Source organism: Bradyrhizobium sp. BLXBL-01, assembly GCF_051853025.1.
GTDB lineage: Bacteria > Pseudomonadota > Alphaproteobacteria > Rhizobiales > Xanthobacteraceae > Bradyrhizobium.
On record NZ_CP182471.1, the window covers coordinates 1,102,949 to 1,117,462 of the forward strand.

The window sequence follows — 14,514 nt, forward strand, 5'->3', positions numbered from 1 at the left end:
CAAGCTTAGGTCGTCGATACTTACATAAATTTTAACCCTTTTTACGGTGCCCGGTTGAATTACGCTGGCAAATTTGACGCCGCGACGTCTTTGGACGGCCAGAGTTCCAACTCGCCCGTCTTTGTCCACGTCGATTCCTTTGCCGCCAAGCCCTTCATTGCCAAGGCGCATGGCCATGTGCCCGACGGTGCATTCGTCGTTCCCGACGCCAATCTGATCTTCAACGGCGAGTTCAAGCGTGCCGGGCTCGACCTCGTGCTGTCGCACGACGGTCACGAGTTCGTCGTTCACGATTATTTCAGGGGCGACAAGCGCGCCGCGATCGCTTCGCCCGACGGCGCCCACCTCGGCGGCGACGTCGTCAACGCCCTCACCGGCCACGTCCAGGTCGCCCAGGCCGCGCCCGGCGCCGGTGCGGCCCAGGTCATCGGTCACGTCACCAAGCTCGTGGGCAGCGCGACCGCCATCCGCAACGGCGTCTCGGTGATCCTGAACAACGGCGACAACGTCGAGAAGGGCGACGTGGTCTCGACCGGCGCCGATTCGACGCTCGGCATCACCTTCATCGACGGCACCGTGTTCGGCTTGTCCTCCAATGCGCGGATGGTGCTGAACGAGATGGTCTACGACCCCAACGGGTCGAACAATTCCTCGCTGCTCAGCCTGGTCGCGGGCACCATCACCTTCGTCGCCGGCGAAACCGCCAAGCACGGCGACATGAAGGTCGACACGCCGGTCGCCACCATGGGCATCCGCGGCACGGCGGTGCTGACACAGATCAACTTCGTCGTTCCCGCCGGCGGCGGCGATCCGCAGCCGCAGGCGAGCTTCCAGGTGCTGGTCGAGCCGAACGGCACGACCGGCTCCTACATCCTGTTCGACAAGGTCACGCTGCTGCCGATCGCGACGGTCAACCAGGCCGGCCAGATGATCCAGATCAGCGGCGGCAACGTCTCGGTCACCAATGCACTGATGTCGCCCGATGTGCAGAAGCTGATCACGGACGTGTTCACGCTGAAGTTCACCGACAACAACACCAACACCAAGCTGACCACGAACTACACCGACACGATCACGCCGTTCGGCCATGAGGTGGTGCTCAAGTCGGGGTCCGGTCCGATCGTCACCGCGACCTTCGTCAATCTCAATCCGCAGACGCAGGAAGGCCCGACCACGTCGACGCCGACGCCCGGCCGCATTCCCGGTCAGCCGATCGCGCAAAGCTTCGACCTCGGCGGCAACGTGAAGACGGCGTTCGCGCTGACCGAACGGGCGGACACCACGGGCGATACGCACGCCGACACGATTTCCGGATTGATCAGATTCCTCGATCAAAACCTCGGCGACCTGCCGACGGTGAGCGTGAGCCTCGCCGAGGCGCCGAACTACGTCTACAAGAGCGCCGGCCAGCAGGATGTCACAGGCTCGCTCACCGCGCTGCAGAAGCAGGACATCGCGGCGACGCAGATTCAGATCAGTGTCGTCGCCGACCCCGCCAACAACAATAACGGCTCGGCGGTCTGGACCTACACGATCCCGGACAAGGTCTTCGATTTCCTCGCGGCCGGCGAGACCCTGACGCTGACCTACATGGTCCGCGTCGACACCAATTTCTCGGTGAACCCCGAGTCCAAGTTCATCCCGATCACGATCACGATCACGGGAACGAACGACAAGCCGGTGGTCACCACCGACGTTCCCGTCATCACTTTCGAAGGCGGCACCAGCGTGCCGGGTGGCCCGCTCACCAGCGACGTTCCGACCTCGGGCACGCTGAGCTTCGATGACGTCGATCTCACCGACAAGCATACGGTGTCGGTGGCGCTGACCAGCGCGACCCTGCCCGGCGGCACCGTTCCGCCCGGTCCGCTCGCGGCATTCCAGAGCGCGATGTCGGTCGCGATCGCTGCGGGCGCCGACAGCACCGGTGACGGCACCGGCACCATCAACTGGTCACTGGCCGATCTCCCGGTCTATCTCGCCGACTTCATCCCGAAGGGCGTGGTGCTGACGCTGGTCTACACCGTCACCGTCACGGACTCGCAAGGCGCGACGGCCCAGCAGACGATCACGGTCACGATCACCGGCACCGACGCGCCCGCCGTGGTCTGGATCGCGACCGACAAGGCGGGCGCGCCCTCCGGCGGCTTCTGGAAGGACGCGGCCAATTGGGAGACCGGGACCGTCCCGACCATCGATGACGACGTCATTGTCATCACCGATCAGCTGCACGGTCTGACGCCGTCCTATCCGGTGACGATCGATGCGGCCGCCTATGCGAAATCGCTGACGATGAACGATTTCGGCGGCCCGCCGCCGAAGCTGATCAACCAGAGCTCGCTGACTATTGCCGGTGCGCTCAACATGAGCGCGGACTCGATCCTCACCAACGCCGCGACCGGCACGATGTCGGTCGGCGGCAAGGCCGAGATATTGGACACGAGCGTGCTCACCAATGCGGGCCACTTGACGCTCGCAGGCGGCGGCGATTTCGCTGCCGGTACCACGATCACCAATTCCGGCACGCTGGAGCTGTCGGGCGGCACCTTGAAGATGCTGGCCGACATTGCCAATGCCGGCGGCACGCTGAAGGCTGACGCGGGCACGACGCTGATCGTGGACAATGCGGCCGTCCACGGCGGCACGGTCACGATTCTCGGGACATTGGAACTCGACGGCGCCAGCTTGATCGAGAACGGCTCATTGACCAATTCCGGTACGGTCAACGTCGAGGGCACGGTCGAATTTGCCAATGAGACGGTCTCCAACACCTCCGCCGGCACGATCAGGGTACTGGCGAATGGCTGGTTGACGATCGACCAGGGATCCAGCGTCGCCAACGCCGGCCACGTCACGGTCGATGCCTCGGGCAAGCTGTCGATCAGCGGCGCAACCATCAGCGGCGGCATGATCGACGGTGGCGGCAACATAGACGTCACCGGCGCCAGCAGGATCGACGGCGGGGCGACATTGAGCACGAGCGCCGTCACCGTCGGAAGCGGGGTGACGCTGACGCTCGACGATGTCACCGTTGCGGGGACCGCGATCGCAAATGGCGGCACCGTCAAGATCGATGCGAGCAAGAAACTGACGCTCTCGGGCGCGAGCGTCACCGGCGGCCAGCTTAACGTGCTCGGTACGCTGGCCTCGTCCGGCGCCAGCACCGTCACCAATGCGTCCATCACCAACAACGGCCTGATCGAGGCGATCGGCGGCGTGTTGACGCTCGCCGCCACGACCTCGGCCGCCATTGCCAATGCCGGCACCCTCCGCGCCAACGGCGCCGAGCTCGATATCGACCATCAGGCCGTCACCAACACCGGCACGCTGGCCGCGATCAACGGCGGCACGCTGAAGCTGACTGCGATGACGGTGACCAACACCGGCGGCACCGTGTCGGTCGCATCGGGCTCGTCGCTCGATCTCGCCGGTTCGACCATCAGCGGCGGCACGGTGACGATCGCGGGCACGCTGGAATCGACCGGCACGAGCGCAGTCGACGGCGCCGACCTCAACAACACCGGCACGATCTCCGTGACCAGCGGCACGCTGACGATCGATCCCGGCCTGCTTCATGCCATCACCAATCTCGGGCTGATCGAGGCGGCGGGCGGGGGCATCCTCAAGCTCGCGACCGCGACCGTCAGCAATGCCGGCGGTACGATCGCGGTCGACGGCGCCTCGAAGCTCTATCTGACCGACGTCTCGATCAACGGCGGCACCCTGAGCAATGCCGGTCATCTCTACGGCGTCTCCGGCAGCAGCACGATCACGGGCGCGGTCACCAACACCGGCACGATCGAGGTGCAGGCCGGCACGCTGAACCTCGCTGGCGGCATCACCGGCGTCGGGACGCTGCTCGTCGACGACGGCGCGACACTCGCGCTGGGCGGCGCGGATGCGCAGACCGTCACCTTTGCCGGCGGTACCAACACGCTCCGGCTCGATGCCACGAGCCATGACTTCACCGGCACCATTACGGCCGGGGCCTCGACCGGCGGTACCTTCACCGTCACCGGTGATGCCGATATCGCCAGCGCGAGCGGCGACGCGCTCGTGCTCGCTGCATCCGGCGGAACCAGCGGCAACCATGGCGACGTCATTCTGACGCCAACCGGCGCACTGACCGGCGCGGCCAGCGGGCTCGTCGTCACCCAGAACGGCGCCGGCGACGTCTCGTTGACCGCAACCAAGGACATCACGGGCCTCGCCGGCAACGGCATCACGCTGCGCGACAGTGCGACCGGCTCCGGCGACGTCACCGTCAACAATCTCACCGGCAAGGCGACCGGCACCGGCACGAATTCGGTCGGCGTTCTCGTCGAGAATTTGAACGCTGCCAATAGCGGCGACATCTCGATCACTCAGCTCGGCGGCGCGGCGGGCGGCGCGTATGGCATCGATGCAGCGACGCTGGGCCACGGCGACATCGACATTGACGCCGGTGGCTCGATCACCGGCGGCTCCATCTACGGCATCCGGACGCGCAGCTATGGCAGCGGCAGCCAGACCGTCACGACGGAGGCCGGCAGCATCGTTACGTCGGCCAGCTCGGGCATCGTCGCCGTCAATCGCGCGACATCGATCAACGCTGCGGCCGATAGCAGCGTCACGGTCACCAGCTACGGCACGATCAATTCGGGAAGCAGCCCGAACCTGGCCGGCAATGTTCCGGCCGGCATCGAAGCCGGCTACACCGGCGCCACCAGTGGCACCCACGCCAATACCGGCGTCAACGGCTCGGTGGTCGTCAACAACCATGGCAACATCACCGCCGCGGCCGGTTACGGCATCAACGCCTATAATTACGGGAGCGGCGACGTCTCGGTGACCAGCTTCGCCGGCACCACGATCTCGGTGTCCGGGGCGCAGAGCATGGGAATCAACGCCGCAGCATTGAGCGGCGGCACCGGTGACGTCACGGTCACGCTCGGCGAGAATGTCACGATCTCGGGTGCGGCGAGCTGCGGCATCAGGGCCCACAGCATCGACCAGGGCGACATCAGCGTCACCCTGGCGAACGGCGACAGCATCACCTCCGGCAGCTCCGGCATCGTGGCCGTCAATTTTGCGACGGCCATTGCCGCCGGCGTTGCGAGCACGATCTCGGTCGAAGCACACGGCACGATTCATTCCGGCACCACGCTCAACAACGACGGCACCACGCCGGGCGCGATCATCGCCGGCTACAAGCCCGGCGGAAACGGCACATTCTCGAACGCGGTCAACGGCGACGTAGTCGTCAACAGCGATGCGAACATCACCGCGGCTGCCGGCTATGGCATCGAGGCGTTCACCTGGGGTGTTGGCGACATCACCGTCGCGACCGGCCAGAATTCACAGATCTCCGCCGCAGGCACCGCGATCGCGGCGTTCGATCATGGCGGCGGCGACGTCAGCATCACCAATGACGGTTCGGCCTCCGGGGCGGTCGGCGTGGCTGCCCTCGCCACCGGCGCCGGCGACGTCACCATCGTCAATCATGGCGACATCGGCAGCACGAGCTTCGCCGGCATCAGCGTCACGCAGAATGGGGCCGGCGCGACCGGCTCGACGCACATCACCAATTCCGGCTCGATCTCGGCTCCCACCGGTCACGCAGCGATCTACATCCAGGAGAACGCGACCGGCACGGCGACGATCGACAATTCCGGCACGATCGGTGCTGCGGACGCATCCAGCGTGACCTCGACGACCTATGCGATCGTCGAGACCGGCGGCGCCATCACGATCAACAACTCTGGCGACATCAATGGCAACATCTCCGTCGCCACGGCCACCTTCAACAACAACGCGGGCGGCATCTGGACCGTCTCCGGCACCAGCGTGTTCGGCAGCCTGTCGTCGATCGTCAACGAGGGCGATATCGACCTGCTCGATGCGGCCTCGATTGCCGGGACCGGCCTGAGCATTGCGAACTATCATGAGATCGACAGCTGGGGCACGGCGACGATCTCCGGCGCCATCACCAACGCCGGTACGATCGAGGTCAACGCCGGGATCCTGACGCTGTTCGGCTCGCTGTCCGGCGCGGGGTCGGTTACCGTCGATGCCGGCGCGCTCCTGAAGCTCGAAGGCACGGTCACGCAAACGGTCACGCTCGCCGGTGATGGCGCCGCGCTTCAGATCGATACGTCGTCCTTCGGCGGATCGATCGCGGGGCTGTCCGCGGGCGACACGATCGACCTGTCCACGATCAAGTACGGTCTCGGCACCAGTGCGGTCTATGTCGCCAATGCCGACCCTGCGACCGGAGGCGTGCTGACGGTCACCGACGCCGATGGCAACCACATCGATCTGAATCTGACCGGTGCCGACTACAGCAACGCCCATTTCGCCGGCAGCAGCGACGGCCATGGCGGCACCCTGATCACGTTCAATGCGGATGATGATGCACCGGTCTTCACCGCGGCAGAGGCCTCGCCGAGCGTGAGCTTCTCCGAGCTCGAGAGCACCACCGGCGATCCGACGCTCGATCCGGTCTCGGGTGGGACGGGCGCGATCCATTTCACCGACATCGACCTCACCGATCGTCCGACGGTGACGAACGTCGCGTATGCCTTGACTTGGCTCGACGCCGACCACACCACGCAGTTGACGCTGTCGCCGGACGAAATCACCGCGTTGGAGCAGGCGCTGACGCTCTCTGCGACCGGCAACAAGAACAACGGCGCGATCGGCTGGAGCTATTCGATCGCCGACAGCGCGCTGGATTTCCTCGGCGAAGGCCAGACCGTGACGGTGGTCTCCACCATCACGCTGGCGGACCATCAGGGCAAGACCGATACGGCCGCGGTGACGGTCACCATCACCGGCAAGAACGACGCGCCGGTGATCACGGTCGCAAGCGGCGACAGCGCCGGCGCGACTCTGGACGAGACCAATGCGGGGCTGGACAAGACCGGCACGCTGACCCTGTCCGACGCGGACGCCACCGATCATGTGAGCGTCGCGCGCGATCACCTCTCGGTCTATCTTGACGGTGTGTTGCAGACCGACGACGTCGGCGGGCTGTCGAACACCGATCTACTGAACTATCTGACCGTTCCGGCCGCCGATATCCTGAACGGCACCGCCACCCACGCGCAGTTCACCTGGACCTTCAACTCGCAGGGGGAGGACTTCGATTTCCTCGCCGCCGGCCAGACCCTGTCGCTGCAATACACGATCATCCCGTCGGATGCCGATGGCGCCGGCACCAGCAGCACCGTCACGATCGACATCGTGGGCAGCAACGACGCGCCGACGCTCGATGATGCGACGCTGGCTTCCGTCGCCGGCAACGACAGCGATCCGAGCGGAGCTGCGATCAGCAGCCTGTTCACGGACAAGTTCCACGACGCCGACACCGGTGCGACATTCAAAGCCCTCGCGGTGACCTCCGACGCCGCCACCGCAGCGCAGGGCGTCTGGCAGTACGAGCTCGCCGGCACGGATCAATGGGTCGATATCGGGTCGGTCAGCAACACGAACGCGCTGGTGCTGGGCCCCGATACGCTGATCCGGTTCGTGCCCGCCAACGGCCTTTCCGGGACGCCGGGCGCGCTGGGAGTCCACGCGCTCGACGACACCTATACCGGCGCCATCACGACTGATCTGTCGACCGCGACAATCGATCTTTCAGTGACCGGCACCGGCGGTGAGACTCCGGTCTCGCAGGATCTCACCACCATCGGCACGGAAGTGACTGCTCCCGCCGACGGCCCGGTGATCAACACCGAGAGCTTCCAGGTCGAGCATATCATCGAGAACAACTCCGACATCATCACCGATCTCATGGTCACCGGCTCGGCGGACCACGACTTCAGCGTCACCATGTCGACGGCGCATCCAGGTCTTAGTCAGGTGGACTTCTATCCGGCGTCGGGCTCGCTCGAGGAGATCAACCTCGGTTTCGAGACCGGCGCCACCTACAATCCGACAGCGGCCAGCTCCGATCCTCAAGCCCAGCCGCCGGACATCGAGCAGATCACGCTGACTGTGACGGACCAGGCCACGGGGCTGTTCGACACCGTCCATTTCATCTTCCACGAGGCCGGCGACACCAGCCAGGCCGTTGCCCTGGAAGGCACCAGCGGCAAGGACGTCATCTTCGCGACCGATACGAACAGCACGCTGACAGGCGGCGAGGGCAAGGATCAGTTCGTGTTCGCGCCGGGCTTGTTGTATGACGACAACGGGCAACCCGTCACCGATTTCTCCCACACGATCACCGATTTCAAGGTAGGGCTCGACAAGATCGATCTGCGGCAGTTCTCCGACGTCGGCTGCAAGGGCGACCTCGCCATCGCCCAGCAGCAAAATGGCGACACCCTGATCACCTGGAATCAGGAGGTCTCGCAGCAATCCGGACTGATACAGGAGCACGAGTCGCTCCTGCTCAAGAACGTGGTCGCCGCAAATCTCCAGGCCAGCGATTTCATCTTCGGCACGCATGTCACGTGAGGACGTGCGGGTCCTATCGGCCAACAGGCGCGTAGCTTGACCGCGGCAAAAAATTCACCGTCTACCACCGTCAGGGAATAGCCAATCGCGGGCCGAGGCTCCATGATCGGTGCGCCCGGCGTGGTGCGGGGCGGGAAGTTCGGCTGGCATGAAACGTCTGAGGATCCTGCGGCGGTGGTTTGCGCGGAAGCTCGGCTTTGCGCGGCTGATGTGCCTTGCGCTGCTGGTTCTATTCGCCGTTGCGCGCCTCTGGGATCCGCCGCCGATCCAGGAATTGCGGCTGCGCACCTTCGACATGTTCCAGCTGATCGATCCCAGGCACAAGACGGCGCGGCCGGTCACCATCGTCGACATCGACGACAAGAGCCTCGCCAAGCTCGGGCAATGGCCGTGGCCGCGGACGCGGATCGCCGATCTGATCCAGAGCCTCACCAACAACGGCGCGGTGGCGATCGGCTTCGACGTGGTGTTTTCGGAGCCCGACCGACTCAATCCGGATCTGGTCGCGGGCCAGATGCGCTATCTCGACGACGCCACGCGCGCCAAGCTGCGCGGGCTGCCGACCAACGACCAGATCCTCGCCGAGGCGATCAAGCGCTCGCGGGTGGTGCTGGGCGAGACGGGTCTGCCCGATATCCTGGCCGAGCCCGACAAGTCACTTCCGCTCACGGGCGTGGCGACGGTCGGGGAGGAGGGCGCCGACCGCTTCCTGTTCGAATTTCCAGGCCTGCTGCGCAACGTGCCGGTGATCGAAATGGCGGCCGCCGGCCGCGGCCTGTTCTCGATCAGAAAGGAGCGCGACGGGTTCATCCGCCGCGTGCCGATGGTCATGCGTGCCCAAGGCAACATCATGCCATCGCTCAGCCTCGAGATCCTGCGCGTCGTCACGGGGACACCGACGCTGCTGATCAGGACCGACAAGACCGGCGTGCGGGCCGTGCGCCTCAAGGGCGTCGAGATCCCCACTGACAAGAACGGCCAGTTCTGGGTGCACTATGCCCGCAGGGATCCTTCGATCTACGTCTCCGCGGCCGACGTGCTCGACAACAGCGCGTCGCCGAGCAAGTTCGCCGGCAAGCTGGTGCTGGTCGGGACCTCCGCGGCCGGGCTCAACGACATCAAGACGACGCCGGTGTCCGCGACCATGCCGGGTGTCGAGATCCATGCCCAGGTGCTGGAGAGCGTGCTCAGCGGCGCAGTGATCTCGCAGCCGAACTACGCGCTCGGGATCGAGCTGATCACGGCGCTGGTGATCGGCCTGCTCGTCATCATCTTCACGCCGAATCTCGGCCCCGTCCGCCTGGTGCTTGCGGGTGGGGCCTTCGCCGCCATCCTGGTCGGCGTGTCCTGGTTCTTCTACGTGCAGCACCGCCAGCTCATCGACTTCACCTATCCGCTGCTGTCGACCACCGCGGTCTATCTGACGCTGATCTTCGCCAGCTTCGTGCGCGAGCAGCGCCAGCGCGTGCAGATCCGCGGGCAGTTCGCGCAATACATGTCGCCGGTGCTGGTCGAGCAGCTGGCGCAATCGCCGGAAAAGCTCGTGCTCGGCGGCGAGGAGCGCGAGATGACGATCATGTTCTCCGACGTGCGCGGCTTCACCACGATCTCGGAGAGCTACAAGCACGATCCACAAGGGCTGATCGCGCTGATGAACCGCTTCCTGACGCCGCTGACCGACGTGATCATCGAGCGCAAGGGTTACATCGACAAGTACATGGGCGACGCCATCATGGCGTTCTGGAACGCGCCGCTCGACGATGCCGAGCACGAGATCAACGCCTGCGAAGCCGCGATCCAGATGCTGGAGCAGATCGACGAGGTCAACAAGGAGCGCGAGCAGGAAGCCGCCGACGGCGGCCACGTCTACATCCCGCTCAATGTCGGGATCGGTCTCAACACCGGCATCGGCGTGGTCGGCAACATGGGCTCCGACCTGAAGAAGAACTATTCGGTGCTCGGCGACAGCGTGAACCTGGCCTCGCGCCTCGAGGGCCAGTCGAAGGCATACGGCTTCCCGATCATCGTGGGCTCGCGCACCGCGCTCGCCGCCAAGGAAAAGTTCGCGATCCTCGAGCTCGACTTCATCATGGTCAAGGGCAAGTCCGAGCCGGAAGTGATCTACGCCATCGCCGGCCGCGAGGACGTGATGCATTCGGCCGCGTTCCAGCGCCTGCGCAACATCACCATCGAGATGCTCGGTTGCTACCGTAGCCGCGACTGGCAGGGCGCGCTGGACGCGATCGAGCGCGGCCGCAAGAGCGAGGACGCCGACACGCTGGAGAAGCTGTTCAGGCTTTACGAGGCGCGGATCAAGGATTTCCAGATCGAGCCGCCGCCGGAGGGCTGGACCGGCGCCTATGCCCTGCTGACCAAGTAATGGTCGCCGTCACCGCCTCCCGCAGGGTGGGCAAAGCGAAGCACGCCTACCATATGCAGGTGCATCGAGGTAAGTATGGCCGAGGGGTACGGCGCCTGGCGCCATTGCCCAACCAGAAGAAAAAAGGGCGAGCTGAGTGATGGACGCACAAGTGAAACAAAACGACCGCATCGGCGTGCTCGAAGAGCTCCTCAACGAGCGCTACTCCGTTCGCGCCTTTCTCCCTAAGGAGGTCGATCGCGCCATCATCGAGCACGTGCTGGCGACCGCGCAGCGCACGGCGTCCTGGTGCAACAGCCAGCCCTGGCAGATCATCATCGCCAGCGGCGAGGCCAAGGAGCGCTTTCGCAAGGCGATTTACGCCGAAGCCTCGAAGGGTCTCGGCGATGATTACGACTTCACGCCACCGCGCGAATATGCCGGCGTCTATCTCGATCGCCGCCGCGAGAGCGGCTTCCAGCTCTACAACACGCTCGGCATCGCCCGCGGTGACAAGGCGGCCTACGCCAAGCAGGCGCTGGAGAACTACAATTTCTTCGGCGCACCGCATGTCGCCATCATCCACACCAACGAGCCGCTCGGCATCTATGGTGCGATCGATTGCGGCGCCTATGTCTCCAACTTCATGCTGGCGGCGCAGGCGCTCGGGCTCGGCACCATTCCGCAGGCCGCGCTGGCGCGGCATTCGGGACTGATCCGCCGCCACTTCGATCTGCCCGGCGACCGCCGCGTCGTCTGCGGCATCTCGTTCGGCTATGCGGACCATGCGCACAAGGTCAACAGCTACCGCACCTCGCGGGCGAGCGTGGCCGAGACCGCGACCTTCGTGGATGTGTGATCGCGCGCCGTGAGCCCGATGCCATCGGCGTCGGACGCGCGCGCGAAGACGGCCGTGGAAACGGCCGTCTTCCTCTCGTCCCGTTCGATTGACGCCGGCGGGTCAGCCGCCGCTGCCGCCGATCACGGCTCGCACGGTCTCGTCCGGGCCGAAATCCTCGGCGCCGTCGACATAGAGCAGCGCGGCGAGCTTCGAGCGGGCGCGGTTGACGCGGCTCTTGATGGTGCCGACCGCGCAGCCGCAGATCGAGGCCGCGTCCTCATAGGAGAAACCGGACGCGCCGACCAGGATCAAGGCTTCACGCTGATCCTGTGGAAGCTTGTCGAGCGCGGTGCGAAACTCCTCGAATTCGAGATGCGCATTCTGCGAAGGCTGGGTCTTCAGCGTCTTGGCATAGTTGCCTTCGGCATCCTCGACCTCGCGCCGACGCTTGCGGTAGTCGGACCGGAACAGGTTGCGCAGGATCGTGAACAGCCAGGCCGGCAGGTTGGAGCCGGGCTGGAACGAGTCGATGTTGGCGAGCGCGCGCAGCAGCGTCTCCTGGACCAAATCGTCGGCGCGGTCCGCATTGCCGCTGAGCGAGATGGCGAAGGCGCGCAGACTGGGCACGGCCGCCAAGATGTCGTTACGCAGGGAGTCCGTGAGAGGCATTAATCCCTCCCATTGTTGTTGTCGTTGGATCCGCCCTCATTTTCCACGTGGGGTGACGCTCCCGGCGCATCAAGCTTCTTGATCAGTTCTGCGAACCGATCTGGAACCCCCTGTCGTACGACATCGTCGTACATGGCGCGCAACTGGTGCCCAATCCGGGATTGAATTTCCGGAGTGAGGCCTCCCTTGCCGGGGGTCGTGCTTCTGCTGGCTTGAGACTTGAGATCTTTCATGACCTGTTCCACGTTTCCCCGAGTTAAGTGACTGTAAAATCGAGAAGTTTTCTCAACCGGGAGCCGTTCCCTGGATAGGCACAATTCCAGCTGCGCCAAAAAGTTCCCAGCTTGGCGGAACTTTTGTTGAGGTGAGGCGTAGACAGCCCAGCAGGGGAACCTGGGCCCCCCGCGTGATGCCTGACCTCAGGATTGGACCTCAAGGTTGGCCCGAAGACGAATGGAGTGGGGATGTCCCGTTCACAGGTAGTTGCTGAACACTTGCCGCTGTTGCGCCGGTACGCGCGGGCTCTGACAGGCAGCCAGGCCTCCGGTGACGCCTATGTCGCCGCCATGTTGGAAGCCATGCTGGGCGATCCCTCGGTGCTCGACGAGAGCCATGGGCCCCGGGCCGGCCTGTTCCGGCTGTTCACCCAGATCTGGAATTCGGTCTCCATCAATGACGATGCCGAAGTGACGACCCTGCCGATGCCTCCGGAGCGGCGGCTGTCGAACATCACCCCGCTGCCGCGACAGGCCTTCCTGCTGCTCTCGCTCGAGGGCTTTTCCGAAGAGGAAGTCGCCTTCATTCTCGGCACCGACGTCGCCGAGACGCGCCGTCTTGCCGACGCAGCCGGACGCGAGATGGCCGCCGAGATCGCCACCGACGTGCTGATCATCGAGGACGAGACCTTCATCGCCATGGATCTCGAGAGCCTCGTGAAGAATCTCGGCCATAACGTCGTCGGCGTCGCCCGCACCCATGCCGATGCGGTGGCGCTGGCCAAGAACAGGCGACCCGGCCTGATCCTCGCCGATATCCAGCTTGCCGACGGCTCGTCGGGCCTGGACGCCGTCAACGAGCTGCTGCGCACCTTCGAAGTGCCGGTGGTGTTCATCACCGCCTACCCGGAGCGCTTCCTCACCGGCGAGCGTCCCGAGCCGGCGTTCCTGATCTCAAAGCCGTTCCAGCCCGCGATGGTGTCGGCGGTGGCGAGCCAGGCCCTGTTCTTCCAGCGCAACTCGCGCAACCGTACGCCGAAGGCGCCGGCGGCGTAACAAGGCACTAGCGGCTTGCCGATTGGCGAGTTTGGTCCGGCGTGCCGCGAGGCACGCCGGATTTTTCATGCCGCCCGCCCGCTTGACGGGCGCTGAATTCGCCGCCCATAGCTGATGCCGCAGCTGCGCGTGCGACCACCCCAATCGGAGACGGGCTCATGGACCAGCAACTCCTCGACCGTCTCGCCATCCGCGACCTCGTCGAGAACTGGGCGGTGTGGCGCGATGCCGGCGATTGGGAGCGCTTTGCCACAGTCTGGCACGAAGAGGGCTGGATGTCCGCGACCTGGTTTCAGGGGCCGGCGCGGGATTTCATGCGCGTCAGCCAGGAGGGGTTTGCCAAGGGGGTGCGCATCCTGCATTTCCTCGGCGGCACCAGCATCGATCTCGCCGGCGAGCGGGCCATCGCGCAGACCAAGATGACGATCTCGCAGCGCGGCCTCGTGCACGACGTGCTCTGCGACGTCGTCTGCACCGGACGCTTCTACGATTTCCTGGAGAAGCGGCATGACCCATCAGGTATTGGCAAATGGGGCATCGTCCGTCGCCAGCCGATCTACGAGAAAGACCGGATCGATCCGGTCGATCCCGCCGCGACGCTTCGCCTCGACCAGCCAGCGCTCGCTGCACTCCCCGAAGGCTACCGCCACCTCGCCTACATGCAGGAGCTGATCGGCTACAAGGTCAAGCGCGACATGCCGGGCCTCACCGGCACTGAGGTCGAGAAGCTCTATAGGGAAGGGAGCGAGTGGCTCGCCGGCAAAGGCGAAGTAGACGCCAGACAAAAGTAAGGCGCGACTGGCATCACCACAGTCGCGCCCTACGTCGCCGGCTTATGGGGCAGGGGGGAATAGCCGGCTGCTGAGACGACTCCCGTGCGCGAAAGTCGTTCCACACGTCGCGAAATATTTTGCCGGTCTGCTGCATTT

Annotated in this window: 7 protein-coding genes; 5 read left to right on the forward strand and 2 right to left on the reverse strand. The window is 64.9% G+C overall.

The annotated features are described in order from the left end of the window. Nucleotides 1-177: 177 nt before the first annotated feature. The 3 genes from ACNJYA_RS05190 to ACNJYA_RS05200 all read left to right on the forward strand — a co-directional run bounded on the left by ACNJYA_RS05190 (nt 178) and on the right by ACNJYA_RS05200 (nt 11,663). Complete coding sequence (locus tag ACNJYA_RS05190; protein ID WP_439367414.1) at nt 178-8,445, forward strand: VCBS domain-containing protein; 8,268 nt, start codon at nt 178-180, stop codon at nt 8,443-8,445. Nucleotides 8,446-8,593: 148 nt separating this feature from the next. Further along, nucleotides 8,594-10,825 (forward strand): CHASE2 domain-containing protein, encoded by a 2,232-nt coding sequence (locus tag ACNJYA_RS05195; RefSeq protein WP_172785069.1) that lies wholly within the window; start codon nt 8,594-8,596, stop codon nt 10,823-10,825. 139 nt (nt 10,826-10,964) lie between these two features. After that, nucleotides 10,965-11,663 carry a nitroreductase gene (locus ACNJYA_RS05200; protein WP_212254054.1) on the forward strand — a complete coding sequence of 233 codons (699 nt, stop codon included), beginning with the start codon at nt 10,965-10,967 and terminating at the stop codon, nt 11,661-11,663. 102 nt (nt 11,664-11,765) lie between these two features. On the opposite strand, the gene ACNJYA_RS05205 is transcribed toward ACNJYA_RS05200, so the two are convergent. Next, nucleotides 11,766-12,314 (reverse strand): sigma-70 family RNA polymerase sigma factor, encoded by a 549-nt coding sequence (locus ACNJYA_RS05205; protein WP_018316216.1) that lies wholly within the window; start codon nt 12,312-12,314, stop codon nt 11,766-11,768. After that, nucleotides 12,314-12,547 carry a NepR family anti-sigma factor gene (locus tag ACNJYA_RS05210; RefSeq protein ID WP_025032292.1) on the reverse strand — a complete coding sequence of 78 codons (234 nt, stop codon included), beginning with the start codon at nt 12,545-12,547 and terminating at the stop codon, nt 12,314-12,316. Before ACNJYA_RS05210 ends, ACNJYA_RS05205 begins: the two co-directional genes overlap by 1 nt. 231 nt (nt 12,548-12,778) lie before the next feature. On the opposite strand from ACNJYA_RS05210, the gene ACNJYA_RS05215 reads away from it, so the two are divergent. Together ACNJYA_RS05215 and ACNJYA_RS05220 are read left to right on the forward strand one after the other, a co-directional pair. Next, a complete protein-coding gene (locus ACNJYA_RS05215) occupies nt 12,779-13,585 on the forward strand; it encodes a response regulator (protein WP_172785067.1) in 807 nt (268 codons plus the stop codon). 158 nt (nt 13,586-13,743) lie between these two features. Then, nucleotides 13,744-14,376 (forward strand): nuclear transport factor 2 family protein, encoded by a 633-nt coding sequence (locus tag ACNJYA_RS05220; protein ID WP_439402163.1) that lies wholly within the window; start codon nt 13,744-13,746, stop codon nt 14,374-14,376. Nucleotides 14,377-14,514: the final 138 nt, after the last annotated feature.